At 56.7% G+C, this 25683-nt stretch carries 29 protein-coding genes; 15 read left to right on the forward strand and 14 right to left on the reverse strand.

The window, feature by feature from the left end; translation table 11 throughout:
- Nucleotides 1-148: 148 nt before the first annotated feature.
- Both fabG and fabD read right to left on the reverse strand, forming a co-directional pair.
- Entirely contained in the window at nucleotides 149-886 is a 738-nt protein-coding gene (gene fabG / locus ACR0B0_RS06985; protein ID WP_170359008.1) for a 3-oxoacyl-[acyl-carrier-protein] reductase, read from the reverse strand.
- Nucleotides 887-926: 40 nt separating this feature from the next.
- On the reverse strand, nucleotides 927-1865 hold the full coding sequence (fabD, locus tag ACR0B0_RS06990; RefSeq protein ID WP_480647042.1) for an ACP S-malonyltransferase: 939 nt from the start codon (nucleotides 1863-1865) through the stop codon (nucleotides 927-929).
- A gap of 170 nt (nucleotides 1866-2035) precedes the next feature.
- Here fabD and ACR0B0_RS06995 point away from each other — a divergent pair, with 170 nt between their 5' ends.
- Nucleotides 2036-3262: a cytochrome b/b6 domain-containing protein gene (locus tag ACR0B0_RS06995; protein ID WP_170359013.1), complete on the forward strand. Its 1227-nt coding sequence runs from the start codon at nucleotides 2036-2038 to the stop codon at nucleotides 3260-3262.
- A 55-nt stretch (nucleotides 3263-3317) separates the two neighbouring features.
- Here ACR0B0_RS06995 and ACR0B0_RS07000 read toward each other — a convergent pair whose 3' ends face one another.
- Both ACR0B0_RS07000 and ACR0B0_RS07005 read right to left on the reverse strand, forming a co-directional pair.
- Nucleotides 3318-3890 carry a YceI family protein gene (locus ACR0B0_RS07000; protein ID WP_170349076.1) on the reverse strand — a complete coding sequence of 191 codons (573 nt, stop codon included), beginning with the start codon at nucleotides 3888-3890 and terminating at the stop codon, nucleotides 3318-3320.
- Between the two features lie 126 nt (nucleotides 3891-4016).
- A complete protein-coding gene (locus ACR0B0_RS07005) occupies nucleotides 4017-4535 on the reverse strand; it encodes a hypothetical protein (protein ID WP_170349077.1) in 519 nt (172 codons plus the stop codon).
- A 296-nt stretch (nucleotides 4536-4831) separates the two neighbouring features.
- Here ACR0B0_RS07005 and rpsF point away from each other — a divergent pair, with 296 nt between their 5' ends.
- The 6 genes from rpsF (at nucleotide 4832) to ACR0B0_RS07035 (ending at nucleotide 8591) form a co-directional block, all read left to right on the forward strand.
- Nucleotides 4832-5185: a 30S ribosomal protein S6 gene (gene rpsF / locus ACR0B0_RS07010; protein ID WP_170349078.1), complete on the forward strand. Its 354-nt coding sequence runs from the start codon at nucleotides 4832-4834 to the stop codon at nucleotides 5183-5185.
- 27 nt (nucleotides 5186-5212) lie between these two features.
- Entirely contained in the window at nucleotides 5213-5440 is a 228-nt protein-coding gene (rpsR, locus tag ACR0B0_RS07015; protein ID WP_005982441.1) for a 30S ribosomal protein S18, read from the forward strand.
- Between the two features lie 12 nt (nucleotides 5441-5452).
- A complete protein-coding gene (gene rplI / locus ACR0B0_RS07020) occupies nucleotides 5453-6073 on the forward strand; it encodes a 50S ribosomal protein L9 (protein WP_170349079.1) in 621 nt (206 codons plus the stop codon).
- A 190-nt stretch (nucleotides 6074-6263) separates the two neighbouring features.
- Entirely contained in the window at nucleotides 6264-6704 is a 441-nt protein-coding gene (locus ACR0B0_RS07025) for a lytic transglycosylase domain-containing protein (RefSeq protein ID WP_170349429.1), read from the forward strand.
- 239 nt (nucleotides 6705-6943) lie between these two features.
- Nucleotides 6944-7645: a helix-turn-helix transcriptional regulator gene (locus ACR0B0_RS07030; protein ID WP_170349080.1), complete on the forward strand. Its 702-nt coding sequence runs from the start codon at nucleotides 6944-6946 to the stop codon at nucleotides 7643-7645.
- Nucleotides 7646-7742: 97 nt separating this feature from the next.
- On the forward strand, nucleotides 7743-8591 hold the full coding sequence (locus ACR0B0_RS07035; protein ID WP_480647045.1) for an acyl-homoserine-lactone synthase: 849 nt from the start codon (nucleotides 7743-7745) through the stop codon (nucleotides 8589-8591).
- Between the two features lie 98 nt (nucleotides 8592-8689).
- On the opposite strand, the gene tig is transcribed toward ACR0B0_RS07035, so the two are convergent.
- The 3 genes from tig to ACR0B0_RS07050 all read right to left on the reverse strand — a co-directional run bounded on the left by tig (nucleotide 8690) and on the right by ACR0B0_RS07050 (nucleotide 13370).
- Complete coding sequence (gene tig, locus ACR0B0_RS07040; protein ID WP_170359017.1) at nucleotides 8690-10021, reverse strand: trigger factor; 1332 nt, start codon at nucleotides 10019-10021, stop codon at nucleotides 8690-8692.
- Nucleotides 10022-10205: 184 nt separating this feature from the next.
- Nucleotides 10206-11330, reverse strand: a complete 1125-nt coding sequence (locus ACR0B0_RS07045) for a porin (protein WP_170349083.1) — start codon at nucleotides 11328-11330, stop codon at nucleotides 10206-10208.
- A gap of 303 nt (nucleotides 11331-11633) precedes the next feature.
- Nucleotides 11634-13370 (reverse strand): NAD(P)H-hydrate dehydratase, encoded by a 1737-nt coding sequence (locus ACR0B0_RS07050; RefSeq protein ID WP_480647047.1) that lies wholly within the window; start codon nucleotides 13368-13370, stop codon nucleotides 11634-11636.
- A gap of 169 nt (nucleotides 13371-13539) precedes the next feature.
- Here ACR0B0_RS07050 and ACR0B0_RS07055 point away from each other — a divergent pair, with 169 nt between their 5' ends.
- From ACR0B0_RS07055 to ACR0B0_RS07075, 5 genes are all read left to right on the forward strand, one after another.
- Nucleotides 13540-13878: a P-II family nitrogen regulator gene (locus ACR0B0_RS07055; protein ID WP_058280621.1), complete on the forward strand. Its 339-nt coding sequence runs from the start codon at nucleotides 13540-13542 to the stop codon at nucleotides 13876-13878.
- Between the two features lie 27 nt (nucleotides 13879-13905).
- Nucleotides 13906-15312, forward strand: a complete 1407-nt coding sequence (gene glnA, locus ACR0B0_RS07060) for a type I glutamate--ammonia ligase (protein WP_170359023.1) — start codon at nucleotides 13906-13908, stop codon at nucleotides 15310-15312.
- Between the two features lie 139 nt (nucleotides 15313-15451).
- Nucleotides 15452-15730 (forward strand): hypothetical protein, encoded by a 279-nt coding sequence (locus ACR0B0_RS07065; RefSeq protein ID WP_170349086.1) that lies wholly within the window; start codon nucleotides 15452-15454, stop codon nucleotides 15728-15730.
- 54 nt (nucleotides 15731-15784) lie between these two features.
- Complete coding sequence (locus tag ACR0B0_RS07070; RefSeq protein ID WP_170349087.1) at nucleotides 15785-16579, forward strand: lytic murein transglycosylase; 795 nt, start codon at nucleotides 15785-15787, stop codon at nucleotides 16577-16579.
- 199 nt (nucleotides 16580-16778) lie between these two features.
- Nucleotides 16779-17690 carry a hypothetical protein gene (locus tag ACR0B0_RS07075; RefSeq protein WP_368040055.1) on the forward strand — a complete coding sequence of 304 codons (912 nt, stop codon included), beginning with the start codon at nucleotides 16779-16781 and terminating at the stop codon, nucleotides 17688-17690.
- Between the two features lie 36 nt (nucleotides 17691-17726).
- On the opposite strand, the gene ACR0B0_RS07080 is transcribed toward ACR0B0_RS07075, so the two are convergent.
- A complete protein-coding gene (locus ACR0B0_RS07080; protein WP_480647050.1) occupies nucleotides 17727-18467 on the reverse strand; it encodes a heme-dependent oxidative N-demethylase family protein in 741 nt (246 codons plus the stop codon).
- 122 nt (nucleotides 18468-18589) lie between these two features.
- Here ACR0B0_RS07080 and dddP point away from each other — a divergent pair, with 122 nt between their 5' ends.
- Nucleotides 18590-19933: a dimethylsulfonioproprionate lyase DddP gene (dddP, locus tag ACR0B0_RS07085; protein ID WP_480647052.1), complete on the forward strand. Its 1344-nt coding sequence runs from the start codon at nucleotides 18590-18592 to the stop codon at nucleotides 19931-19933.
- Nucleotides 19934-19937: 4 nt separating this feature from the next.
- Here the strand turns inward: dddP and ACR0B0_RS07090 are convergent, their stop codons facing one another.
- On the reverse strand, nucleotides 19938-20129 hold the full coding sequence (locus tag ACR0B0_RS07090; protein ID WP_170349091.1) for a hypothetical protein: 192 nt from the start codon (nucleotides 20127-20129) through the stop codon (nucleotides 19938-19940).
- 235 nt (nucleotides 20130-20364) lie between these two features.
- On the opposite strand from ACR0B0_RS07090, the gene ACR0B0_RS07095 reads away from it, so the two are divergent.
- The gene (locus ACR0B0_RS07095) at nucleotides 20365-21579 is read left to right on the forward strand and encodes a bifunctional alpha/beta hydrolase/OsmC family protein (protein WP_170349092.1); all 1215 of its coding nucleotides are present in this window, start codon (nucleotides 20365-20367) and stop codon (nucleotides 21577-21579) included.
- Nucleotides 21580-21589: 10 nt separating this feature from the next.
- On the opposite strand, the gene ACR0B0_RS07100 is transcribed toward ACR0B0_RS07095, so the two are convergent.
- The 5 genes from ACR0B0_RS07100 to ACR0B0_RS07120 form a co-directional block, all read right to left on the reverse strand.
- The gene (locus tag ACR0B0_RS07100; protein WP_226688303.1) at nucleotides 21590-21928 is read right to left on the reverse strand and encodes a hypothetical protein; all 339 of its coding nucleotides are present in this window, start codon (nucleotides 21926-21928) and stop codon (nucleotides 21590-21592) included.
- 12 nt (nucleotides 21929-21940) lie between these two features.
- Complete coding sequence (locus tag ACR0B0_RS07105; protein ID WP_226688302.1) at nucleotides 21941-22501, reverse strand: hypothetical protein; 561 nt, start codon at nucleotides 22499-22501, stop codon at nucleotides 21941-21943.
- Nucleotides 22502-22640: 139 nt separating this feature from the next.
- A complete protein-coding gene (locus ACR0B0_RS07110; RefSeq protein WP_170359042.1) occupies nucleotides 22641-23228 on the reverse strand; it encodes a biotin transporter BioY in 588 nt (195 codons plus the stop codon).
- A gap of 76 nt (nucleotides 23229-23304) precedes the next feature.
- Nucleotides 23305-23727 carry a DUF6314 family protein gene (locus tag ACR0B0_RS07115; protein ID WP_170349095.1) on the reverse strand — a complete coding sequence of 141 codons (423 nt, stop codon included), beginning with the start codon at nucleotides 23725-23727 and terminating at the stop codon, nucleotides 23305-23307.
- Nucleotides 23724-24056 (reverse strand): hypothetical protein, encoded by a 333-nt coding sequence (locus tag ACR0B0_RS07120; protein WP_170349096.1) that lies wholly within the window; start codon nucleotides 24054-24056, stop codon nucleotides 23724-23726. Before ACR0B0_RS07120 ends, ACR0B0_RS07115 begins: the two co-directional genes overlap by 4 nt.
- An 88-nt stretch (nucleotides 24057-24144) precedes the next feature.
- Between ACR0B0_RS07120 and purB the strand changes: the two genes are divergently transcribed.
- Nucleotides 24145-25449 carry an adenylosuccinate lyase gene (purB, locus tag ACR0B0_RS07125; RefSeq protein ID WP_480647055.1) on the forward strand — a complete coding sequence of 435 codons (1305 nt, stop codon included), beginning with the start codon at nucleotides 24145-24147 and terminating at the stop codon, nucleotides 25447-25449.
- Nucleotides 25450-25683: the final 234 nt, after the last annotated feature.

A 25683-nucleotide genomic window follows, 5' to 3' on the forward strand; every position in this document is an offset into this window, starting at 1 on the left:
GCTTGATTTTGCCCGGTCCGGGCGGTTTGGTTTCCCGATTGCCGGGAAAGTAGAAGGCCGACCCACTGGCCGACCCCCGCATACATGCGCCGCCTATAGCACAGACAACGCCCGACGCAAACGCTTTCGCGCCTGCCCCGGTGTGCGCTCACAACATGGCCATACCGCCGTTCACATGCAAGGTCGTTCCTGTGATATATCCCGCTTCAGGGCTTGCAAGGTACAGAACTGCCGCAGCAATTTCTGACGGCTCGCCCATACGACCAGCTGGAACCTGACCCAGAATTCCCGATTTCTGATCGTCGGTCAGCTTATCCGTCATCGCAGTTGTGATGAATCCCGGGGCCACTGCGTTTGCCGTGATTCCGCGGCTTGCGACCTCATAGGCCAGCGACTTGGTCATACCGACCATACCGGCCTTGGACGCGGCATAATTGACCTGACCCGGATTGCCGGTCGCGCCGACCACGGACGAGATGTTGATGATCCGACCCCAACGCGCTTTCATCATGCCGCGCAATACGCCTTTGCACAGCTTTGCTGTGGCAGTCAGGTTCACGTCAATCACGCTTTGCCATTCGTCATCCGACATCCGCATAAACAGATTGTCCCGCGTGATGCCCGCGTTATTCACCAGAACGTCCACGGATCCCATCGCGTCGGCGGCTTGCTTCGGCAGCGCTGCAACTGCTTCGGGGTCGCTCAGGTTGCAAGGCAATACATGCGCGCGCTCACCCAACTCATCCGCCAGTGCTTGCAGCGGTTCGACCCGCGTACCAGACAACCCCACAGTGGCACCCGCGCCATGCAGTGCGCGTGCGATATCGCCCCCGATACCACCCGAAGCGCCGGTGATCAGCGCGTTCTTACCTGTCAAATCAAACATTCGGTTTCCCTCTTGGTACGTCCGTTGCGACGTTTTCAACTTACGATTCAGCCTGAATGACCTTTTGCACGTCTTCCGGCGTACTGACGGCCTTGCCCGCAATGGCCCGATCAATCTTGCGGACCATACCTGACAGCGCTTTACCTGCGCCAATCTCCCATGTCTCGGTCACGCCTTGCGCCGCCATGTATTGCACGCTTTCACGCCACCGAACCGAACCCGTGATCTGCTCGACCAGCAATTGACGGATCAGATCGGGGTCCGAGACTGCCTCGGCCCGCACATTGGCCACCAGCGGCACAGCAGGTGCCTTGATTTCAACCTCTGACAGCGCCTCTGCCATTACGTCTGCGGCAGGCTGCATCAGAGCGCAATGGAACGGCGCGCTAACCGGCAACATCACTGCGCGCTTGGCACCTTTTTCCTTAGCGATCTCGGCAGCACGCTCTACGGCGGCTTTGGAGCCTGAAACCACGACTTGTGTCGGATCATTGTCATTTGCGGCCTGACAGACTTCGCCCTGCGCGGCTTCCTCGGCCACGACGCGGACGGCGTCCAAATCCAAACCCAAAATGGCAGCCATTGCGCCTTCGCCTACCGGCACGGCGCTTTGCATGGCCTGACCACGAGTGCGCAGCAGGCGGGCAGTATCGGCAACCGACAAAGCTCCAGCAGCGGCCAGCGCGGAATACTCACCCAGCGAGTGACCGGCTACAAATGCTGCGTCAGTAACCGAAACACCTTCGGCATCCAGCGCGCGCATCACCGCCATTGACGTCGCCATAAGCGCAGGCTGCGCGTTCTGCGTTAGCGTCAGATCCGCTATATCACCTTCCCAGATCAGGCTACTCAGCTTTTCACCCAGCGCCTCGTCGACCTCGTCGAACACAGCCTGAGCAGCCGGATAAGCCTCGGCCAGAGCCTTGCCCATCCCGATAGTTTGGGCACCCTGCCCCGGAAAAACGAATGCGCGTGTCATTGCGACCTCTTGGATGACGTTAGGTTGCGGGCGGGTGTAAACCGAGTGCGGACGCGGCACAAGCATTGCCTGACCTCTGCACTATGGCACTTTTGATGTGCGCATCCCGCTATTGAGTCCTGATCCCATGGCTTTAGGTTGAACGCAGCCACCCCAGTACGGAGCAACCAATGCCCTCGACCAACACCTTTTCCAGCTATGGCAGTGTGGCCAAGACCTTTCACTGGTTGACCGCCTTGCTGATCTTTACCGCCCTGCCGCTGGGATGGTTCGCCAACAATCTGGCCCACGCAATCTATGATCCGTCCATCCCCACCACCGAAGAGGACCTTGTTCGGGCGGTTCAGTTGTTCTCGCTCCATAAAACAGTCGGGGTCACCGTCTTTTTTGTCGCGCTGGCCCGCATCTTATGGGCGATGACCCAGACCAAGCCCGGCCTGTTGAACGCAGACAACAAACCCGAAGCCTTCGCCGCCGAGGTCGTACACTGGATGCTCTATGCCTCGCTGGTTCTGGTTCCCCTGACTGGCTGGCTGCACCATGCCGCAGCGGAAGGTTTCGCCCCGATCCTGTGGCCCTTTGGGCAAAATCTGCCCTTCGTACCCAAGTCACCCTATGTCGCCGAGGTTACGGCGGGCCTGCACTGGCTGTTCATTCTGGTTCTGGCGGGATCACTAATCCTGCATATCGCAGGTGCCCTCAAGCACCATGTGGTCGACAAGGACAGCACTCTACGCCGTATGCTGCCCGGCCGTTCAGACGTGCCTCAGCCCCCAGACCAACATCACTCTGCCCTACCCGCTGTTGCTGCGCTGGCTATTTGGGGTGCGGTCCTGTTGGGTGGTTGGTCCACGGGCGTATTCTCGGATCACTCCGCCGCCGCAACCGACACCGCAGAACTGTCCGAGGTGCAATCGGACTGGCAGGTGCAAGAAGGCACACTGTCCATTACCATCACCCAACTGGGCAGCCCAGTGACCGGCACATTCGCCGATTGGACCGCAGCAATTGCCTTTGAAGACCCATCTGAGCCGGGCCTAGCCGGTACAGTTGACGTCACAATCGCGATCCCTTCGCTGAGCCTTGGAACGGTTACGGATCAGGCCATGGGGGCCGATTTCTTTGACAGCACCCAATTCCCGACCGCCCAGTTCAAGGCCGACCTCTACAAGACCGACACCGGGTACGAGGCCCGCGGTCCGCTGACCATCCGCGACAAAACTATGGATGTGGTGCTGCCTTTCACACTTGATCTTCAGGACAACACCGCCGCGATGTCCGGGGTGTTGGAATTGAACCGGCTGGATTTTGATGTTGGCAAGTCCATGCCCGGCGAGGACTCGCTGGCCTTTGTGGTTGCAGTTTCTGTGGAACTGGTCGCGCAACGAGCCGAATAAAAAAACCGCCGAGGCGACGTGCCTCGGCGGTTTTGTTCAGAAGATCGCGTGCGACTTATTCAGCCTTAACTGCTTCTACCGAGATCCGGACTTCGACTTCGTCACCGACAAAAGGCGCAAACTGACCTAGATCGAAATCGCTGCGTACCAGCGTGGTGGTCGCGTCAAAACCCGCCCACGGCTTTTTCGCCATTGGGTGTTCGGACACCTGGTTCAACTTGGCATCCAGAACGACCGACTTGGTCACGCCGTTCATGGTCAGATCGCCGGTGATGTTGGCCGTGTTTTCACCGGTGACTTCGATACCAGTCGAAGTAAAGGTGACCAGGTCACCTTCGGCGGCGCCAAAGAAATCTTCGGTCATGAAGTGATCTTCGCGTGGCTTCCAACCGGTGATCATTTCAATCACGGGCATCGAAACAGAAACGCTGGATGCCGCAGGGTCTTCTTGGTCAAACATGATCTCGCCTTCGAAGCCCGAGAACATGCCGGTCGTGGTGGAATAACCCAGGTGGTTATAGCTGAAGACGACCTGGCTGTGGCTGGGGTCCAAAACGTATTTCTCGGCGCTGGCAAACGCCGAAGTTGCCGAAACGGCCAGTGCAGCAGCAAGAAGGGTGGATTTCATAACAATCTCCGAAAAATTATGGATGCAACCCGAATGGGTTGCTCGATAACGAAAATGTGCTGCCCAAGGGCAGCACACAAGTATTATTCTCTAACAGTTTCTGTTCCTAGATGAACAGAATAAATTTCACGCGAAGATTGTTACGCTTCCACTGAGTTGCCCCTTGAGCGCTCGGCTGACATCCGCCGATTGCAGCGGCAGTTTCATCAGCAGGCTGCCATCGACATCGTACAATTCGACCTGATCGTCGGCAAAGCGGGCACCACCCAAGGTGTCATAGCTGCGGCGCAGAACGGTCTGCGGGCGGCCGTTTTCGTTCTTTTGCAGAACCCGAACCTCGCGGCGGATCGGATCGAAATAAGCATCCGGGCGGGCATCCAGCAGCTGAATCGTCAGCAGGCTAACCCCGACCAGCAGAAACATAAGTGACGCAGCCAGCTTGATTGGCCAGACTTCGGCGGCCATTGCGGAACCGGCCACCAACCACATGGAAAACGCCATCACGATCAGAAAGGCGCCCAGGACGCGGGCCAGTACCATCCGAACCTTCCAGTTCGGTGCAAAGGTGATCAGAACTGGTACAGATTTCTCATAGTTCGCTGAGGTTGCGGACTCTTCGAATGCATTCGTATTCATCGCGGTCATCTCTCTCACCCTGTTTTTCAGGTTGCCGTTCTGGGTCCGGTAATTCCGGATAGTCCCCGGTATGAAAAACAACTTTGAGCCGAAAAGCGTCAGGAATTGGGCAGCGCAATGTTAATTGGATGTTAATAGCACGACACCGCCAAGGCGTCTGTGGCGGGGCTTGCCCCTCACGCTCAAACGTGTATATGAGGCCATCCTTCGCAAATCTTATGAATCGCGCAGCCTCTCGTGGCAGGGTCGCGAAGGACAAAATGGCCCCGCCTATGAAATGCGCCTTGATAGAAACAGGAGTACACATGCCGCTGTATGAGCATGTAATGATCGCGCGTCAGGACCTGTCCAACGCGCAGGCAGAAAGCCTTGTCGAACATTTCGGCACCGTTCTGGCGGACAACGGCGGTAACGTCGTCGAAAGCGAGTACTGGGGCGTTAAGACAATGGCCTACAAGATCAACAAAAACCGCAAGGGTCACTATTCCTTCCTGAAGACCGACGCCCCCGCTGGCGCCGTTCAGGAAATGGAGCGCCTGATGCGCCTGCATGATGATGTTATGCGCGTTCTGACCATCAAGGTCGACGAGCATGCCGAGGGCCCTTCGGTCCAAATGCAGAAGCGCGACGAGCGCGAAGGCCGCCGCGAGCGCCGTTGATCAACGCCTGACGAAAGGACATAAACCATGGCCGCAAAACCATTTTTCCGCCGCCGCAAGGTCTGCCCGTTCTCGGGCGACAACGCGCCGAAGATCGACTATAAAGACACCCGTCTGCTGCAGCGCTACATCTCTGAGCGTGGCAAGATCGTACCTTCCCGCATCACCGCCGTTTCGGCGAAAAAGCAGCGTGAACTGGCCCGTGCTATCAAGCGCGCCCGCTTCCTCGCCCTGCTGCCCTACGCCGTGAAGTAAGGAGAGACTGACATGCAAGTTATCCTTCTGGAACGCGTTGCGAAACTGGGTCAGATGGGCGACGTCGTTGACGTCAAGCCCGGCTACGCCCGCAACTTCCTGCTGCCTCAAGGCAAAGCGCTGAGCGCGTCCGAGGCAAACGTCGCCTCGTTCGAAGCCCAGAAAGCGCAGCTTGAGGCCCGCAACCTGGAAACCAAAAAAGAAGCTGAAGCACTGGCTGAAAAGCTGGATGGTCAGCAGTTCATCGTGATTCGCTCGGCATCGGATGCCGGCGCTCTGTACGGTTCGGTCACCCCACGTGACGCCGCAGACGCAGCAACCGAGGCTGGTTTCACCGTCGACAAGAAACAGATTGCCCTGATCGCACCGATCAAGGAACTAGGTCTGCACTCGCTCGCAGTCAAACTGCATCCTGAGGTCGAAGTTGAAATCAAGATGAACGTCGCCCGTTCGGAAGAAGAAGCCGAACTGCAGGCGTCGGGCAAATCGATCCAGGAACTGGCTGCTGAAGAAGAAGCCGCTGCTGAATTCGAAATCGCCGAACTGTTCGACGATATCGGTTCCGCTGCTTCGGAAGATGAAGAGCTGGTTGCCGAAGAAGCTCCGGCTGAAGAAGACGAAGCCAAAGCCTGATCTGGTTCAATCGAATTTCGAAAAGGCCGCACCGATTTGTGCGGCCTTTTTTCATGCACACGCAAAACGGGCAAATTTCGGCCACATCTCAAGCCTACACTTGCAGATGGGCACTCGTTTCCTATCATCGCGCCCTGAAATTCGGAGTACACAGATGACCGCTTACCTGCGCCGCAGCGCTCTGGCCATGATGCTGATGATCCCCTTCGCTGCTTGCGGAGGGCCGGAGACGGTGTCGCAAGACGCATTCGATCCCCCTCTCTACCCCAACGAAACGCCTGAGTTACGGGCCTCGATCAATAAGTGGGCGGATCACTACGAAGTCCCCCGCGAGCTTGTACACAAGCTGGCGATCCGGGAAAGCACTCATCGCCCGTGGGCTGTGAACCGGCCTTATTATGGACTGTTGCAAATCCTTCCTGCGACGGCACGCTCTATGGGCTACAGCGGAAATGCACAGGGGCTGCTGGACGCCGATGCCAATCTGGAATTTGCCGGAAAGTATCTGCGCGGCGCCTGGTTGCTTTCGGATGGCGATCAGCAAAGGGCAATCTTCCTGTACGCCAAAGGGTATTGGCCCGAAGCCAAAGCCCGCGGAATGCTGGTTGAAACTGGGCTTGTACCCGAATGAATTCCCGCTCAACTTGTACAAAGAACGTAAACATCCGATGCCAATTCGCGTCAGAATCGGCGGAATTCCACCCAAATACCCCAGCTTCACGCAGTTCTGTTGCTCTAAGTACGCATTATGCCTGCGCGATATGAACAATTCCCTTGCGCTTAATACCTCGGTTGACGCAACGTAGGCTTGAATACGGACAGACTGTGCGCTTTCGGGGGGTGGAAAGCGCTATGTAAAAGGTTGGACAGGTGAAACTCATAGACTTGGCCGCGCTCGACCAACAGGAAAAGTCGACCGCAGACATAATCAACTCGGTCTGCGAGGAACTCGGCTTTGACTATGCGTCTTATGCCACTTTAAATCCTGTGAAAGGTGACGTTCAGGGGTATGCGAATTACCCTGACGAATGGAAAATCCATTACGGCAGCCATGGATACCACCATTTCGATCCAACAATATACCAGTCGGTTCTCAGCATTGCACCGGTCGATTGGGGCCGTTTCAATCACGACGAAAAATTTAATGCCGTTTTCCGCGATGCACATGACTTCGGCATTACCCCGCGTGGCTTAACCGTTCCTGTCCGCGGCCCTTACGGCGAATGCGGAATACTAAGCGTGACCCGCGATTGTTCAGATGCTGAATGGGAGTCGCTCAAAAGAGAAGTTATGGGCGACCTGCAAATGGCCGCTGTGCATGCGCATGATACGGTTATGCAGTCCGGGGTTCTGGCCAAAGCATTGTACCTGCCCGCCCTTTCGACACGCGAAAAAGAGATCCTTCAATGGGTCGCTGAGGGTAAATCGCAGCAAGATATTGGTGATATTTTGTCGATTTCCCACCGAACCGTCGAGGTTCACATGCGCTCTGGCCGCGAAAAACTGGGCGCGTTAACCACGCCTCAGGCCATTGGCCGGGCGATAGGTTTGGGCTTAATCGCCCCAGGATAAGCAAAAAATCGAAAAAAATACGGGAAACCCCCAATAGTTTCCGCCCGCGACATGGTTAACTCTCGAGTCACGGTAACCAGACTGTAGGGGGATGGAAATGATCATCGTAATTGATGGTATCAACCAGCATATGTTTAGTGATGTCCTGGACGAAATGTTCAAACTACGAGCCCGCGTGTTCGGCGATCGTTTGGGCTGGGAGGTCAACATAGTAGACGGCCGTGAACGCGATATGTTCGACGACCTGAATCCTGCACACGTGGTCAGCATCAACGACAAGGGGGAAGTCGTTGGGTGTATGCGCCTGTTGCAGACCACAGGTCCACACATGCTTGCGGATGTCTTCAATTCTATTCTGGACGGTGAACCGCCCTTGCGCAGTTCACAGGTCTGGGAAGCGACCCGGTTCTGTGTCGACACCAAACGACTGGGCCAAGGGCGCGGCAAAAATTCAGTGTCCTATGTGACCAGCGAGGTCATGATCGGCTCGTTCGAATACGCCAAAACCGCAGGCGTACTGGACTCGATCGCTGTGATTGACCCAATTATGAACCGTGTTCTGCAACGGTCGGGCAATGCCCCGTATGATTACCTCGGTAGTGCAAAACCAATGGGCAAAGTGGTTGCGATGGCGGCGTTGATGGATTGCTCGGATGAACGAATTTCGGGCATTCGGGACTATGCGGGAATCGAACATGACGTCTTCCTGACCGAAGAACAGGCGCTGAGTCTGTTCGCGCTCGGCAAGGCCGAAAAACCCGCTAATGTCGATCACCAACCGCTGACCGAGCTTGAGAAATACTTCGTCGAACAGATGCATTCAGCAAAATCGAAAGACGAAGTCAAAGACGTGCTTAAACTGATCGAAGCGCTGTCAGATCGTTTCACGCCAGAGCAAAAGACTGCTCTGCTGAGTACCCCCCGTGCTTTTGCTCATGAGGCCTGACCCCCTCACCTCATAAGATCAAAAGCCACCCACCGGAGCCGTCTGATTGTCAGACGGCTCCGTTTTTTTGTGCCCCGTGGGCAGGGGGCGGAAGAGGATTACTCCTCTTCCAGTGCCTCTACGGCTTTCTGCAGGTCGTCTTTGCTGACTTCTTTGTCGGCAACCTGAGCTAGTTCAACGATGTAGTCGATGACTTTGTCTTCGAAGATCGGCGCGCGCAACTGCTGCTGCATCTGAGCGTTCTGCTGCACGAACTCAAAGAACTGACGTTCCTGACCCGGGTACTGACGCGCCTGGTTCATGATCGCCTGCGTCATCTCGGCATCGGTGACTTCAACCTCGGCCTTCTGACCCAGCTCGGCCAGCAGCAGGCCCAGACGCACGCGGCGCTCGGCCAGTTTGTTGTGCTCGTCGGTGGGCTCGATCTCGGCGTGGTCGTGGCCTTCCACTTCCGGGTTTTCCTCGTGCCACAGCTGGTGAGCGATCTGCTTGGCTTCGGCTTCAACCAACGACGGCGGCAGGTCGAAGGAAACGATCTTGTCCAGCGCATCCAACAGCGCGCGCTTCATGACCGCACGCGACGCACCGGAATACTCTGCCTCCAGACGCTCAGCGATCTGAGCTTTCAGACCAGCCAGATCTTCGGCACCGAACTTGGTGGCCAGCTCGTCGTTAATCTCGGCAGCAACCGGCTCTTTCACTTCTTTCACCGTGCAGGTGAAAACAGCGTCCTTACCGGCCAGGTTTTCGGCGCCGTATTCTTCTGGGAAGCTGACGTTCACGTCTTTTTCTTCTTCGGCCTTCACACCGACCAGCTGCTCTTCAAAGCCGGGGATGAAGCTGTTCGAGCCCAGAACCAGCGGGTAGTCTTCGGCCGAACCACCTTCGAATTCTTCGCCGTCCACTTTGCCAACAAAGTCGATCACAACCTGATCGCCGTCTTTGGCTTTGGACCCCTTGCGGCGCGCTTTGAAGTCCTGCGCGGTTTCTGCCAGGCTTTTCAGCGCTTCTTCGACGGCCTCATCGTCTGCTTTGACAATCAGCTTTTCCAGCTCGACCGATTTCAGATCAACTTCGGGGATTTCCGGCAGCGCCTCATAAGACATCTCGACGTGAACGTCGTCGCCTTCTTTCCAGTCTTCGTTGGTCATCTTGACGTCGGGCTGCAGTGCAGGGCGTTCACCGCTGTCTTCAAAGTGCTTGTTCATGGCACCATCGATGCTTTCCTGCATCGCTTCGCCCAGCAGGCGCTGACCAAACTGCTTTTTCAGCAGGGCCATCGGCACCTTGCCTTTGCGGAAGCCCTTCATCTCGACTTCGGGCTGTGCTTCGGTCAGTTTTTCGTTAACCTTGTCGTCCAGCTCGGCTGCGGTCACAACGATGTTGTAGCCGCGTTTCAGACCTTCGTTCAGCGTCTCGGTAACCTGCATTATGGTAGTCCCCATAGGATTCGGGGCGCGCAAAACGGCGCGCCGGGCAAATTTGACGCCTTCTATTTGCCCAGCCGCCTGCGTGCAAGGGGGCAAAGCCCGGATCAGCCTTGTTTTACCGCCGATTTGAACAAAAAAAACGCCCCGGACTGACCCGGGGCGCCTATTCCCAAGAAGGTCGGGATCAGAACTTCCAGAGCGCACCCAGAACCCAGGCTTCGTTCTTGTCAAAGTCGACCGTGTCGTCGAAGTCATGGTTGCGATATTTCAGGTACGCATCAGTGTTGATGCTGTCGATCCGCTGAACGACGGCGACACCCCAGGATTTTGTGCTGGACCCGTCGTTTTCGAAATCCGAACCATCGAAATAGTCGATTCCGACACCGGTTTTCCCCCAGGACACCCAGTCCCCTTCATAGGCCAGTTTGGTGTACCAATAGTCCGGGTCGCTGGCACCGGTGGCAGTGTCGTCACGCGTACCCAAAGCCGCCGTAAAGCTGAAACCGCTGGGCAGCAAAACCGAAGCGGACCCGATCGTGTCTTTGCGTTCACCCGAGCTATTGTCGAAATCCCGCACCGCATAGGCCACGCTTGCGGCAAACTCCACGCCATTTGCGAAAGTATTGCCGTAAGAAACCGCGATGTCGTAGTAGTCATCATCGTCGCTGCTGGACAGAATGTTCTGACCATAGGCAATTGCCGCTGAGAAACCGTTGAAGTCGGGGGTGTCGTAACGGATCCGGCCACGGCGAGCGCCATCAAAGTTGCTGGCAGAGTCACCGACGGTGATACCGCTTAATACACCGTCCGTACCGCGATAGAAAAACGCACCGTTTTCGTCGTTCGTAAAGGAATACAAAGCCGTTCCAACATAAGACAGGTCAACCTCGGCCGCACCGTCCGACGCCATGCTCCCCTGCCCGGCCGAGAACTTGCCGTATCCCCCTTTTAACGAGAAATCGACATGTCGGATGTCTTCCCGTGACCACCCGTCATTGTTGGTTCCATTCTGGTTGGCCGTTCCCGTACTCGGCAGACCCAGTCCGGTTTCGAAACGGAACATGAATTCATTGCTGCCATAGGGCTGCATCAGCCGCAGGCCGACGCGGCTGTTGGAAAGGTCATTGTCCAGCAAGCGCGTTTCCGTTTCCTCGCCATCATCGACCGAGACGATCACCGGATCGAGCTGTCCGTACAACAGAACGTAACCGCCACTGTTGTTGTTGTATTTCAGTTCCGCTGCCGCGGGAATTGCCGTTGTCGCAACCAACATCGCAGCTATTGAGGACAGTTTTAGTTTCTGGGTCATTTCATTCACCTTGAAAATTCCGGCTTTCGTTGCTCATCAATCGCGCGCATGTCGCCATGGCTCCAGAGGCCTCTTGCGATACTTTCAAAGTATTGCATGTCCGCCACTCAGAGCAGGAAAGTCAGAAATAATTCCTATTTTAATCAACGCATTATCTGCAGGAAGACCGCAGCCGGAGACCCCCTCCAAGCGAATTCTGACGCCCGGCTATGCGTCTGGCAAACACTCGATTTGACGACACCGCAAACCCGTCGGCCAAATGCTGCCGAAGATCGGGTGGATCGGCCAAATCTCGCCTAAAAATCATATATTAAGTTGTTTGAAAACTTCAGGAAGCAACTCGGGCAAGTCTTCAGCGATAAGCCCCGGGCCAAACGCACGCGCGCATTCCACATGCAACCAAGCCGCTGTTTCAGCGGCCTGCATCGGGGCAAACCCACGCGCGAGCAGCCCGGTGATAAAACCAGCCAGAACATCGCCGGACCCGGCCGTAGCCAACCAAGGGGCCGCACGGTCGTAGACTGCTGCATTGACCGAACACTGTCCGTTCGGCGCCGCGATCACCGTGTCCGGCCCTTTGAACAAGATCACGCACCCTGCCCGCTTGGCGGCCTCGCGTGTTGCATCCACCTTGGAATAGGCCGGGCCTTGGGTTGCAGGGGCTGACAGCTTTTCGGCAATATCCGGAAACAACCGCGTAAACTCACCACCATGTGGTGTCAAAACGCAGTTTTCATGCAATTGCGCGAACAAGGCTGCGGGATCATCCGCAAAAGCCGTCAATGCATCCGCATCCAGTACAGTCGCGCGCTTGGCGTTCAGAGCAGCTGGCACCAATTCCCACGCACGCTCCAGCCCCAACCCGGGGCCAAGGCACAATGCGTTGAGCCGCTCGTCCTGCAGCACTTGTGTCAGGCCATCCGCTCCTTCGACCCTCTGCAACATGATGGCTGTGACCTGCGCAGCGACCTCCATCTGAGCCGCCGGAGGCACCCCCAACGTCACAAGCCCTGCCCCAATCCGCAGAGCCCCGCGCGCCGCCAATCGAGCAGCACCGGTTTTAACTGCGCCACCCGAAAGGATCAGAGCGTGGCCGTGGGTGAACTTGTGATGCTGTTTGGATTTTGGCAAGCGATAGAGCGGCAACCCACCCCATGTTCGCTCGTCCTTCACGCGGCCCGGTGCTTCGGCAAGGGTTAGAAAAGCAGGGCGGTTCGCTCTGCGAAAAGGCTTTGGGCCTAATGTGAACGCATCGTCATATGGTTCACCGTTAAAGCGGCAACGCTGAATGGAGATACCGATGTCTTTCACAACTAGCCTGCCACACAAATCCGGCCCTTGCGCCAGGAAATGCCCGGGCTTTGGGCTGTCGAAACAAACAGTCAGCCACGCAAAACGGTCGCGCAAAGCACGCGCGCCGCCCGCTTGGGCAGCCTTGCTCCGTATCTCTGCAGGAACACTGTCCAGCAACTTGCTAGACCATGGGTTCGGAGCCTCTTGATGCAACACACGCCCGCTGTCCAGACACAATCCGGACGGGGCGTCGATGCTGATTATGCGGTCGGTGTAGTGGTCCCCATTCACACCAGAAAGATGCCGAACGACCTTGAACAACTCACCGTCCAAACCGCGTTTCAGCCCCGTACCGAACAGTGCGTCAACGTATAGATCGGCAAAACCACCCTTGCGCATGTCCTGTTCAGTCAGCGGTACAACCTCCCCAAACTCCAACCATCGATCATAATTCACTCGCGCATCTGCCGGCAGCTTCTTGGGATCGCCATAGAGAAAGACCTCGACCTCCCAACCCCACTCTTTCAGCAGCCGGGCAACAACAAACCCATCTCCACCATTATTCCCCGGCCCGCACAAAACCACAGCGCGCCCCGAGGTCTTCGACAGTTCTGGCCACTCCTCGAAAATCGCCTCGACAACGCCGCGCCCGGCCCGCTCCATCAACTCCAGCCCGGTCACCTCGCCAGACTCAATCGCGGCCTGTTCGATGGCCCGCATCTGTGAAGCAGTCAGCAATTCCGTCATCTCAAATTCCCTCGATGATTCAATTTTGATTACTTTTTATGCAAGTCGATCAAAATTTCACCCACCGCTTAATTTCTCACCACAAGGGCCCGGCCATTTTCGCAATCAGATTGCCGACCGATCTTAGACGTGATCAGTGCCTTTCTGACAAGAGTTATAGGAGCCCGGGATGAAGAAGATCGAAGCGATCATCAAACCGTTCAAACTGGACGAAGTGAAAGAGGCGCTGCAGGACGTAGGTGTCCAGGGCCTCAGCGTGATCGAAGTTAAAGGGTTCGGCCGACAGAAAGGTCACACCGAGCTCTATCGCGGCGCTGAATACGTGGTCGACTTTCTGCCCAAGGTGAAGATCGAGGTCGTTCTGGACGATGACCAGGTTGACGCCGCCATCGAGGCCATCGTGTCCGCCGCGAAAACCGACAAGATCGGCGACGGCAAGATCTTTGTCTCGCCCGTTGAACAAGCCATTCGCATCCGTACCGGCGAGACCGGTTCGGAAGCCCTGTAATCGAACACCCAATAGAGGAATAAGAGTATGAGCAAGGACGCAGTTCTTCAGCTGATCAAGGACGAAGGCGCCGAATACGTCGATGTTCGCTTTACCGACCCGCGCGGCAAGTTGCAGCACGTGACCCTGATGGCCGACCAGGTTGACGAGGATTTCCTGGAAGAAGGCTTTATGTTCGACGGTTCGTCCATCGCGGGCTGGAAGTCGATCGAAGCATCGGACATGAAGCTTATGGTCGACACCGATAGCGCGTATGTCGATCCGTTCTACGCCGAAAAGACCATCTGCGTGCACTGCTCGGTTGTTGAGCCCGACACTGGCGAAGCTTATGAGCGTGACCCGCGCGGCACCGCTCAGAAAGCCGAAGCATACCTGAAGGCATCGGGTATCGGTGATGTGGCCTATATGGGCCCCGAAGCCGAGTTCTTCCTGTTCGACGATGTTCGTTTCTCTAACACTATCAACAAAGTATCCTACGAAGTTGATGCAACCGACGCATCGTGGAACACCGACACCGAGTACGAGATGGGCAACATGGGCCATCGTCCGGGCGTCAAGGGGGGCTACTTCCCGGTCAACCCGATTGACGAAGCACAGGACCTGCGTTCGGAAATGCTGTCGACCATGAAGCGTCTGGGCATGAAGGTCGACAAGCACCACCACGAGGTTGCCTCGTGCCAGCACGAGCTGGGTCTGATCTTCGACAGCCTGACTAAACAGGCTGACGAGCTGCAGAAATACAAGTACATCATCCATAACGTTGCCCACGCCTACGGCAAATCGGCGACCTTCATGCCGAAGCCGATCGCAGGCGATAACGGCACCGGTATGCACGTCAACATGTCGATTTGGAAAGACGGCAAGCCGCTCTTCGCTGGCGACAAGTATGCTGATCTGTCGGACGAAGCCCTGTGGTTTATCGGTGGTGTTCTGAAGCACGCCAAGACCCTGAACGCCTTCACCAACCCGTCGACCAACAGCTACAAGCGCCTGATCCCGGGTTTCGAAGCTCCTGTTCTGCGCGCCTACTCGGCCCGTAACCGTTCGGGTTGTGTCCGTATTCCGTGGACCGAAAGCCCGAAAGCCAAGCGCGTCGAGGCCCGCTTCCCCGATCCGGCTGCGAACCCTTATTTGGCGTTTGCCGCACTGCTGATGGCCGGTCTGGACGGCATCAAGAACAAGATCGATCCGGGCGAAGCCATGGACAAGAACCTGTACGATCTGCCCGCCGAGGAACTGGCCGATATCCCGACCGTTTGCGGCAGTCTGCGTGAAGCTCTGGAAGCTCTGGCATCGGATCACGACTTCCTGCTGCAAGGCGACGTGTTCACCAAAGACCAGATCGACGGCTACATCGCACTGAAGATGGAAGAGGTCGAAACCTACGAGCATACTCCGCACCCGGTTGAGTACGGCATGTACTACAGCTGCTAAGCGGCGGTTGAACTTAAGAAAAGAAAAGGGCGTCCTACCGGGCGCCCTTTTGCCGTTCAGGGTAACACTTCTTGACTGACACGCACGAACGTCCGAGCCTCGTCCCAAAGTATTGATCAGAGGATTTTGGGAGGGCGCGATGCGGTTGATGTTGAAATTCACAATACCGGTTGAAAAAGGCAATCAAGCAGAACGGGACGGATCGCTGGGAAAAGCCATCGAAGCGCTTGTGAAAGACGTCAATGCCGAGGCCGCCTATTTTGCGCTGGAACACGGAAAACGCATGGGCATTGTCATTTTCGAGGAAAGCGATCAGGCCCGCATGCCGAAAATCAACGAGCCCCTGTTTGCCGCATTGAACGCCAATATCGAAATTCAGCCCGTCCTGACGGCCGAGGATCTGCAGCGTGCATTATAAGTGCCACTCGGATCGCGGGGTCGGTTGGACTTAGCTTATTAAGGGATTCTTTTCATGAAGCGATTTGCAATTTTACTGACCCTTACGCTGGCTCTGCCCACAATTGCGGCCAGCGCCCCTTGCGGCAATACCAGCAGCGGGTTTGAGGTTTGGAAGAAGGACTTTGCCAAACAGGCTAAACGCGCGGGAGTCAAAAAGAAGGGATTGCAGGCGCTGGCGCAAAGCCAATACGCCACCCGTACAATCGCGGCAGACCGCAATCAAAAAAGCTTTAAATACTCGTTGGACAAATTCATGCGGGTACGCGGCGCCGACGCAATCGTGTCGCAAGGACGCAAGCGCAAGGCCCGCAACCCGCAGTTCTATGCCGCGCTGGAGCGCCAATACGGCGTCCCCAGCGGAGTGCTTATCGCCATTCACGGAATGGAAACGGGTTTCGGAAATTTCATGGGGGACAGTCAGGTTGTTTCCGCGATCACAACACTGGCCTATGATTGTCGCCGTTCTGACTTCTTTATTCCACATGCCATCGGTGCGCTAAAACTGGTCGATCAAGGCAGTATTACGACGGCAACCCAAGGGGCCAAACATGGCGAATTGGGGCACACTCAATTCCTGCCGGGCAATGCGTTGACCTATGGGGTCGATGCAACCGGTGACGGCCAGGTCGATTTCTACAATATGACAGACGCGCTTGCCTCAACCGCCAATTTTCTACGCCAAAAAGGGTGGAAACCGGGGCGTGGCTACCAGCCGGGGCAACCCAACTTCGCTGTAATTCAGCAATGGAACGCTGCCACGGTCTATCAGCAATCCATTGCGATTATGGCAGCCCGAATCGACGGCTGAGACCTGCCACAAATCTGCGCCTGCGCACCCCAATCCGGCCACATTGTTGCCACAGACATTAAGTGGCCCCCAAAATGTCTAGGTTTCCATAGAGTAATCAATCCTGCCAAATTTGGATTTTTTTCCATTTCTGCCAAATTCTGCCCCATATCGCTTGTTAACCTGTTTGGTAAGACAGGATGCGACAAGGGACAGCGCAGTGACTACGAAGCACAGCTATCATGGTGGTCTTCAATTCGACGGTGAGACCGACGGCGCGATCGAGCGGTTCGGTGCCATCGTCGCCACGACATTGGAAGACTATGGCCATCTGGTCGAGCGTAAGACCATGCTAAGCGCAACCGAAGCCAGCATCGTATCCAGCCAGTATCTGGTGCGCCTGACTTTGGAAACTCAGGCGACCGGAGCAGAAGACCGGTTTGAGCGGTTGGACCGTGCCGCCGGGTTAAAGACCGCCCATCGGCCGATCGTGACCCTTCCGCAGAGCCGTTTGGCAATTACAATCTCTCCGGTATCAGCGCTGCTGGATGACAGTGAAATCTCAGAGCTTATGTTGGTGGTCATCCTGTATCGGATGGTTGATATCTGCGCGACGCAGCGCGTCGAATGGCTGTCGCCCAACACAGTTCTGACCGTGGAACAGTTCATGAGCGCGTTCAACACGCTGACGCCTTCCAAACCACGCAACAGACAACAGATTTTCGAGGCAGTGACAGGCCCGTTCGCGGGGCTGGTCATTACTGAAGAAGACCTGGATGAGCCACAAAAAGAGGCGCTGAAACCAGCAGCCCGGCCGATCCAGCTGTCGGATGAGCAGTTGCTCAGCATCGCTTTCCGGACAGAACCTATCGAGCAGCCTACTGATCGGGACGAAGATACGCCCCCCCTCGACCACGATAAGCCCAGCGATATCCTGCGACTGTCCAGTTGGGGATTGACCGGGGCCGTGGCAAGCGTGTCAGTTCCGATCGCGGTCTCTCTGGCCGCAGTGAACCTGATCAAAGGTGAAGATTTTCGCCTTAATACTCAGGTACTTGCCTACTCCGTCGCAATCTCCGCTCTCAGCACAAGCGGGGCAATTGCCGGTGTCGCAAACGCGTTTGGCATGTAGCACTAAACCGAAGACCCTCCTTGGAAGCCCCGCCACTTAGGCGGGGTTTTCCGCTTTGCGCAGGTGCTTTGCCTCAAGCACATAAGTATGGATTGAAAAGACCACGGCCTTCGTTTCAGGCAGACGCAATAGCGTCTGTCGTTCGCTGCGCAGATACCGCGCGACCCCAGGTTCTTGGACATCACGCGGTGCGCTGGCACTGCGGGGTTGGTGCAGTTCCGCGTCCTCGTACCACAAGGCATTGAAGCGCCAAAGCGGACGTTCAGATTGTATTCCATCAAACAGGCGCTGCACGCGGCGGGCGATATCGGCATCATAGCTGGCGACGGGCCCATGAATGTCGATCAAGGGGCGCATGAATTTTTCAGACAAACGCCAACTGGCGGGAAAACACAGGATGGCACCGGTCAGAACGTGTTCATCCCCGTGCTTTTGAAGGATGCAGAAATCTTCCTGCACCAGACGACACAGCATATCCATGGGGTTGGAGCGGTCGATTTCAACACCCTGCCCGTCCGGGCGTATGACCCGGTCCAAACACCCAGGGTAAGCGTGCTTTAGGACAAGGTCAAACAGCTCCTGCGCCGCAGGTTCGGCACTTGGGTCCAGCGCCAGAACCTCTGCCCGTCTTTCGGTCAACAACGTCGTGCGCCGCTGCATCTGCGCGGCAAACACATCATCACAATGCAGCCAATCATCCATGCTGCCCGGTTGGATACCGGGCAAAGGACGTGGGGCAAGCGGATCATAAGGAATTGAGGTCTGGAGGATCGTCATGCCTTTGACCTAACACCAGTTTACTGGATTGTCGGTCAAAAAGCGACGGATGCCCGGTCGCAAACCTTCAAGACGTGGGGGAAATGATTCTCCACGCTCGACGGCAGGCAGGGAGACCCACTATGAACCGGCACTATCGCGACACCCGCAAGATTGACCCGGCAAAGGGCGCTACGCTTGGCGACGGCACCCCGAACGAGAATGATCGGATTGAGATCGGGCCGACGCAGCTGGCCTTTGCCGAATGGGAAGCCGCCGGGCTTGCCCTGCCCGATCTGGCGCGGATGCGGGAATACCGGTGGAAGCGCCTGACGAAGGCCATCGTCGATCGTGGCTATGGTGGGCTGATGATGTTCGATCCGCTTAACATCCGTTATGCCACGGACAGCACCAATATGCAGTTGTGGAACACTCATAACCCGTTCCGCGCCGTGCTGCTGTGTGCCGATGGCTACATGGTGATCTGGGACTATAAAAACTCTCCCTTCCTGTCGAAATTCAATCCTCTGGTACGTGAACAACGCTCGGGAGCAGACCTGTTTTATTTTGACCGTGGTGACAAGGTGGATGTTCAGGCCGACGTGTTCTCGAACGAGGTACGGCTGCTGATCGACGAACATAGCGATGGCAACAAACGCCTGGCCGTCGACAAGATCATGTTGCACGGCCTACGCGCGCTTGAGGCGCAAGGGTTCGAGATCATGGAGGGTGAAGAGGTCACCGAAAAGACCCGCGCCGTAAAAGGCCCGGATGAGATCCTGGCCATGCGCTGTGCCAATCACGCCTGTGAAACCGCGGTGGCCGAGATGGAGAAGTTCGCGCGCGCCAATGTGGGTGACGGCAAGACCTCCGAGGACGACATCTGGGCCGTACTACATGCCGAAAACATCCGGCGCGGTGGGGAATGGATCGAAACCCGCCTGCTGGCCTCGGGGCAGCGCACCAATCCTTGGTTTCAGGAATGCGGACCACGCATCACGCAAAAGAACGAAATCATCGCCTTTGATACCGATCTGATCGGATCTTACGGTATCTGCATCGATATTTCGCGCACGTGGTGGATCGGGGATGAGAAACCCCGCCCTGACATGGTTTATGCCATGCAGCACGCCCATGAACACATCATAACCAATATGGAGATGTTGAAACCCGGCGTGATGATTCCGGAACTGACCGCCAATGCACACAAGCTGGACGACAAGTTTCAGGCGCAAAAATACGGCTGCCTGATGCATGGCGTGGGTCTGTGTGATGAATGGCCTCTGGTTGCCTATCCGGACAAGGCGGTTGCGGGCTCATACGACTATCCGCTTGAGCCCGGCATGGTGTTGTGTGTCGAAGCCGCCTGTGGCGAGGTTGGGGGCGATTTTTCGATCAAGCTGGAAGATCAGGTGCTGATCACCGAGGACGGGTATGAAAACCTCAGCACATACCCGTTTGATCCTCAGCTTATGGGTCTAACATAAAGGATTAGTCCGGCCAGGTTGAGCGGCGGACGTTACCATGCCAGTCCTCGTGTGGGATGGCGGCTTCGGTTGTAGACGGTGCCGCCTGTGGCCAATTTTGCCCCACTGAGAACCCCAGAATTCCGGTCAGGGCAATGATGATTAAAAGATCGGGACGAATAACAACGCCACGCGGGGCGGATGCAGTATGTGCCATTTGAGCCTCCTTGGCTGACTGTGTGTGACACCTGCAAGATGGACATCAGAGAGAAATAATTAAAACGAATATTTGATTGACCAAGAATCACAAATATTGAACCTCGAATTCTCCCAAGAATCCGACCCAAATATCTGTATTCCCCTCACCTTCCCGTGACGCTTCTTACAATGGGGTTGAGTGCCTAGACCGAAGCACACACTATTGGGGCCATCCCGATAGGTAAGGAATTGTCATGCCCACCGAACGCATCACTTTTGCCGGTCACGACGGCAACCAGCTGGCTGCGCGCCTTGATTTGCCGGATGGACCGGTACTTGCGACCGCGTTGTTTGCGCATTGTTTTACCTGTTCCAAAGATATTCCCGCCGCCCGCCGTATTGCTGCGCGTCTGGCGGCTATGGGCATTGCTGTATTGCGTTTTGACTTCACCGGTCTGGGTCATTCGGGCGGTGAGTTCGCGAACACCACCTTTACCTCGAATGTAGAAGACCTGATTGCCGCCGCGCATTATCTGGCCGGGCGAAACATGGCTCCCGCCTTGCTGATCGGTCACTCATTGGGTGGGGCTGCCGTTCTACGCGCGCGCGCAGGTATCCCAAGCGTCAAGGCAGTGGTCACGCTGGGCGCGCCTGCTGATCCCGGACATGTCTCGCACCATTTTGAGGCTGCACTGCCCCAGATCGAACAGGAGGGATCAGCCGAGGTCATGCTGGGCGGTCGCCCGTTCCGCATCGGCAAGGCTTTTGTCGACGACATTTCAGAAACGGCTCTGTCTCCTGCCATTGGCGACCTGAAAGCTGCCCTGCTGGTCCTGCACGCCCCCCGGGATGAAACCGTCAGCATCGACAATGCCAGCACCATCTTTCTTGCTGCCAAACATCCCAAAAGCTTTGTTACGTTGGACGATGCCGATCACCTGATCACGCGGGCCTCGGATGCGGAATACGCGGCGGATGTGATCGCCGCATGGGTCAAGCGATACGTCACTCTCTGCCCACCGGCACCACCGCCGGGCGCGCCCGAGGGCGTGGTGCGCGTGACAGAAGTTGATCCCTCCGGGTATTTGCAGGACATCCAATCCGGCCCCCGGCATCACGCGGTTGCGGATGAGCCTGAATCCTATGGCGGTACGGATCGGGGCATGTCGCCTTATGGCTTTGTTTCCTCGGGCCTGGGGGCGTGTACGTCGATGACGATCCGCATGTATGCGCGGCGCAAGCGGTGGCCACTGACGGGTATCTCGGTCGATGTCTGCCACAACAAAGTACATGGTCAGGATGCCGGTCTTGCAGGAGACGGCAAGATCGACGTGTTCCGTCGCAAGATTCGCTTGGAAGGACCGCTGGATCAGGAACAGCGTACCCGGCTGCTGGAGATTGCAGATAAATGCCCTGTACACAGAACGTTGGAAGGGTCAGCCCATATCACTACGGAACTTCTGACCTGACCCTCTGAAACTATCTGCGCGGTCGTGGCGCCGGGCGATGGATCGGCGGTCTGGCTGTGGGTGGTCGCGCCACTGGCGGACGCGGTCGCGCAGGTGGTTTTGCAACCGGCGGCTTTGGTCTTGCCGGAGGTTTGCCAGCAGGCGGTTTCGGCCGCGGAGGCCGGTCGACGTCAATATCTACGTCAACATCGCGTCGATAGTAGTCATTCCACAGCATCGAGTCATAAAACGGGTCGTAACCGTATCCATAGCCGACACCAACTGAAACACCATCACATGCAGAGAGCGTAAAACCTGCAGCCCCAAGCCCCAGCGCAAGGATTGTACGTTTGATACGTTTTGTGATCATCAGCACATCTCCTTACTGCGAGGCCCGAAACGACGCGAAAACGGCATTCAGGTCGTCAACATATGCCGGATCAGCGCCATTGCGCAGGATCGCGACAACAACGGCCACGCGACTGTTTGGCAGGTCAATGACCGAGGCCGTAAAGTTAATGCCACGCCCGTCGCGGGTACCGGTCCCCCGGATCACCCGCGCCGGTAAACCGCCAATTCGTGTGTCGGACGTGTTGGTAACTTCGGGATCTTTTACAAGAAACTTATCAATATCTTCAAGATATTGCAGTCCATCCTTAATTGACTTTACGCCAGCAGGTGAAACGAACCCCATCCAGACGTTGTCATCGGTCAAAGGCCGTATGGCCATGACACGTGCGACAGCGCGAAGATCACCCAGTTCGGTATCCTCAATCTCACGCGGGCCGCCCGTTCGTACGACCCAATAGTCGGGCACCGAAAAGCCAAACAGGGCGCGCCCTGCTTCGGTGTATGTGACAGGAGTATCTGCAGACGCCGGTGTCACAGCCCCTAACCACAGGGCGGCACAGGCGGCCAGAGTCGAGCCAGTAAAAATTCTCATTTCTAAATAACCTGATGTTTTCGTTGAATGCAGCTTGGACTGCGGTGGCCGGTTTTGTCCAGCATCTCTTGGAATAGGCCACAAAAAACCGCGCCCGGATTGCTTTGGGCGCGGTGTCATTCACAAAGTTATTCGGAAATCAGTTGCGGGCGTCACCAACCAGTTTCCACAGGCCGGGGATCAGCAGAGCGGCCAGCGCCAGTTTGATCACATCCCCCATCAGGAAGGGCGTCAGACCCCATTCCAGGATCGGCTTATCCCAACCATAGAGCTGACCCAGCCAAAGCAGGCCGGGCACATAGATCAGTACATTTGCCAGCACCAGCGCCAGCGCCAGTTTCCCGACCGAGCGATCCCAACCGCGCGCGGCCAACGCACCCAGCAGTACGGTAGCCATCAGGTAGCCGACCAGATAGCCGCCAGTGCCGCCCATCATGTAAGTCAGCCCAAATTTCTCGGCCGAGGACCCGGCGAAGACGTCAAAACCCAGCGCGCCGATCAACAGATAGCCCAGCATGGTGATCAGACCCAGACGCGCACCATAAGCGGTACCGATGGTCAGAACAGCAAAGGTACCCATAGTGATCGGTACCGGCCACATCGGAACCTTAATCTTTGCGGCAATCGCCAGCGTAACGATACCCACCGCGACCAAGGCCACCTGTTTCACGCGCAGCGCTGTGCCCTCGCGCGGACCGATTGCCTCGGCCAGAACATTTGTAGTCATTTTCGTTTCTCCACGTTCGGATGGAAATTGGGGCACAGGATGGCCCATTTCACATCGAGACTTCAAGATGATTGCGCTATCGAGGGCGGTATTCGGTTTTCATTTCATAGGCTTTTCGCGGTCCGTTCACCGTCCAGTGGACGGACCAAATCGGCCAGGCTGAGAAATCATAAACCGCGTCATAGCTGTCTGGCGGACAATCATGATGATCCCTAGACTGCGAATGCTCCAGCTTCAATGTATGAAAAAACCGTCCGTCTTCGAAATGAACCGCAATCCCTTCGCCTTCATCCCGCCACAGGTAGCGCCGGGTGCCTGTCATCTCGGCCTGACCCGGAATACGCAGCGTGACCTCTTCATCATAGATTAACCCATTTTCAGCCGGGCGCAGAACCGCGTGACCTTCGGCTTGCACGAACTGCCCTGCCCGCGCGTCGTTTATGGTTCGGCTCAGACTCCAGCTCCCTTCGAACTCGGATAGGCTGCGAGGCTGGGTCATTCGGCATAGGTCCCGTCGGTGGTGCCTCCGCTGTCATCGACGAACCGGATCACGTCACCCTTTTTCTGAACGTCATAACAGGCCCACAAATCAGAGGGCGGCCAGACCGAGCAATACCGATCCTCGCGCACCGCCCAACGGCCCGCGCTTGGGCGACCCGAGTAATACTGCGTCAGCATCGTTTCATCGAATGTCTGCCAGACGCCGTCCCCGTAATCGAGCTTCTGGCCGGTCAGGGCATCCAGAATCTCGTCTCCGGTCAGTGTCCGGAACTCTTCCGCGGCCAAAAAACCGGGCCAAACGGCCAAAATCAGGGCAAACCGTCTCATACTTGCACTCGTGCCTTGTTCCCTTGTGCGGCTGGGTTTAAACCCCGCGCCAACGCTCTATCCCAAACACAAAAAGGTCTCACCGCCAATGATTCCACGTTATTCCCGCCCCGATATGGTTGCCATCTGGTCGCCCGAGACCAAGTTCCGCATCTGGTTCGAGATCGAGGCTCACGCCTGCGACGCCATGGCCGATCTGGGCGTCATCCCGCGCGAAAACGCCGAGGCGGTGTGGAAGGCCAAGGACGTGGAATTCGACGTGGCCCGCATTGATGAGATCGAGGCCGTCACCAAGCACGACGTTATCGCCTTTTTGACCCATCTGGCCGAGCATGTCGGCAGTGAAGAGGCACGCTTTGTCCATCAGGGCATGACCTCTTCGGATGTACTTGACACCTGCCTGAACGTACAGCTTACCCGCGCCGCGGACCTGCTGATTGCTGACCTCGAAAGCCTGCTGGCCGCCCTGAAACGCCGCGCGATCGAACACAAGAACACCGTCCGCATCGGTCGCAGCCACGGCATCCATGCGGAACCCACCACAATGGGTCTGACCTTTGCCCGATTCTATGCTGAGATGGACCGCAACCTGTCACGCATGCGCGACGCCCGTGCGGAAATCGCCACCGGTGCGATCAGTGGTGCGGTCGGCACTTTCGCCAATATCGACCCCCGCGTTGAAGAGCATGTCTGCGATCAGCTAGGTCTGGTGCCTGAACCGATCAGCACGCAGGTCATCCCGCGTGACCGCCACGCGGCCTTCTTTGCGACCCTTGGCGTCATCGCCAGCAGCATCGAAAACATCGCCATCGAAATCCGTCACATGCAGCGGACCGAGGTGTTGGAGGGTGCCGAGTTCTTCTCGATGGGCCAAAAAGGCTCCTCGGCCATGCCGCACAAGAAAAACCCGGTCCTGACCGAGAACCTGACCGGTCTGGCGCGCATGGTGCGCGCGGCTGTGATCCCGGCAATGGAAAACGTGGCGCTCTGGCATGAGCGCGATATCTCGCATTCCTCGGTCGAACGGATGATCGGACCGGACGCCACGATCACGCTGGATTTTGCGTTGGCCCGCCTAACCGGCGTGGTCGACAAGATGCTGATCTTCCCCGAGAACATGCTGGATAACATGAACAAGTTCCCCGGTCTGGTGATGAGCCAGCGGGTTCTGCTGGCGCTGACGCAAGCAGGGGTCAGCCGCGAAGATGCTTATGCCATGGTTCAGCGCAACGCGTTGAAAGTGTGGGAGCATCGCACCGACTTCAAAGAAGAACTGCTTGCCGACGCTGATGTCACCGCAGCGCTGAGCCCTGATGAAATCGAAGAGAAGTTCGACCTCGGTTACCACACCAAACACGTCGACACGATCTTCGCCCGCGTGTTTGGCGAATAAATCCTGACCGTTCAGTCAGTTCAAAGGGCCCGGTTCGCACAACGCGATCCGGGCCCTGCTCTTTTGCCAGACCGGTCAAAATCAGCTATGGTGCGCGTATATTTCCGAACGGGAGAAATAGCATGATACGCACCATTCTCTGCGCCTTGGCCCTTACGTTTTCAGCTTCGGTCGCTTTGGCCTGTACTGGCCATTCCAAGCAAACCCAGTCCTGCGCAGAAGGGACATATTGGG

Source organism: Ruegeria sp. BA12 (assembly GCF_056539625.1).

Coding starts and splice junctions, on each gene's coding strand:
- fabG (WP_170359008.1), bottom strand. CDS start 886: ATGTTTGATTTGACAGGTAAGAACGCGCTGATCACCGGCGCTTCGGGT.
- fabD (WP_480647042.1), bottom strand. CDS start 1,865: ATGACACGCGCATTCGTTTTTCCGGGGCAGGGTGCCCAAACTATCGGG.
- ACR0B0_RS06995 (WP_170359013.1), top strand. CDS start 2,036: ATGCCCTCGACCAACACCTTTTCCAGCTATGGCAGTGTGGCCAAGACC.
- ACR0B0_RS07000 (WP_170349076.1), bottom strand. CDS start 3,890: ATGAAATCCACCCTTCTTGCTGCTGCACTGGCCGTTTCGGCAACTTCG.
- ACR0B0_RS07005 (WP_170349077.1), bottom strand. CDS start 4,535: ATGACCGCGATGAATACGAATGCATTCGAAGAGTCCGCAACCTCAGCG.
- rpsF (WP_170349078.1), top strand. CDS start 4,832: ATGCCGCTGTATGAGCATGTAATGATCGCGCGTCAGGACCTGTCCAAC.
- rpsR (WP_005982441.1), top strand. CDS start 5,213: ATGGCCGCAAAACCATTTTTCCGCCGCCGCAAGGTCTGCCCGTTCTCG.
- rplI (WP_170349079.1), top strand. CDS start 5,453: ATGCAAGTTATCCTTCTGGAACGCGTTGCGAAACTGGGTCAGATGGGC.
- ACR0B0_RS07025 (WP_170349429.1), top strand. CDS start 6,264: ATGCTGATGATCCCCTTCGCTGCTTGCGGAGGGCCGGAGACGGTGTCG.
- ACR0B0_RS07035 (WP_480647045.1), top strand. CDS start 7,743: ATGATCATCGTAATTGATGGTATCAACCAGCATATGTTTAGTGATGTC.
- tig (WP_170359017.1), bottom strand. CDS start 10,021: ATGCAGGTTACCGAGACGCTGAACGAAGGTCTGAAACGCGGCTACAAC.
- ACR0B0_RS07045 (WP_170349083.1), bottom strand. CDS start 11,330: ATGACCCAGAAACTAAAACTGTCCTCAATAGCTGCGATGTTGGTTGCG.
- ACR0B0_RS07050 (WP_480647047.1), bottom strand. CDS start 13,370: ATGACGGAATTGCTGACTGCTTCACAGATGCGGGCCATCGAACAGGCC.
- ACR0B0_RS07055 (WP_058280621.1), top strand. CDS start 13,540: ATGAAGAAGATCGAAGCGATCATCAAACCGTTCAAACTGGACGAAGTG.
- glnA (WP_170359023.1), top strand. CDS start 13,906: ATGAGCAAGGACGCAGTTCTTCAGCTGATCAAGGACGAAGGCGCCGAA.
- ACR0B0_RS07065 (WP_170349086.1), top strand. CDS start 15,452: ATGCGGTTGATGTTGAAATTCACAATACCGGTTGAAAAAGGCAATCAA.
- ACR0B0_RS07070 (WP_170349087.1), top strand. CDS start 15,785: ATGAAGCGATTTGCAATTTTACTGACCCTTACGCTGGCTCTGCCCACA.
- ACR0B0_RS07080 (WP_480647050.1), bottom strand. CDS start 18,467: ATGACGATCCTCCAGACCTCAATTCCTTATGATCCGCTTGCCCCACGT.
- dddP (WP_480647052.1), top strand. CDS start 18,590: ATGAACCGGCACTATCGCGACACCCGCAAGATTGACCCGGCAAAGGGC.
- ACR0B0_RS07090 (WP_170349091.1), bottom strand. CDS start 20,129: ATGGCACATACTGCATCCGCCCCGCGTGGCGTTGTTATTCGTCCCGAT.
- ACR0B0_RS07095 (WP_170349092.1), top strand. CDS start 20,365: ATGCCCACCGAACGCATCACTTTTGCCGGTCACGACGGCAACCAGCTG.
- ACR0B0_RS07100 (WP_226688303.1), bottom strand. CDS start 21,928: ATGATCACAAAACGTATCAAACGTACAATCCTTGCGCTGGGGCTTGGG.
- ACR0B0_RS07105 (WP_226688302.1), bottom strand. CDS start 22,501: ATGAGAATTTTTACTGGCTCGACTCTGGCCGCCTGTGCCGCCCTGTGG.
- ACR0B0_RS07110 (WP_170359042.1), bottom strand. CDS start 23,228: ATGACTACAAATGTTCTGGCCGAGGCAATCGGTCCGCGCGAGGGCACA.
- ACR0B0_RS07115 (WP_170349095.1), bottom strand. CDS start 23,727: ATGACCCAGCCTCGCAGCCTATCCGAGTTCGAAGGGAGCTGGAGTCTG.
- ACR0B0_RS07120 (WP_170349096.1), bottom strand. CDS start 24,056: ATGAGACGGTTTGCCCTGATTTTGGCCGTTTGGCCCGGTTTTTTGGCC.
- purB (WP_480647055.1), top strand. CDS start 24,145: ATGATTCCACGTTATTCCCGCCCCGATATGGTTGCCATCTGGTCGCCC.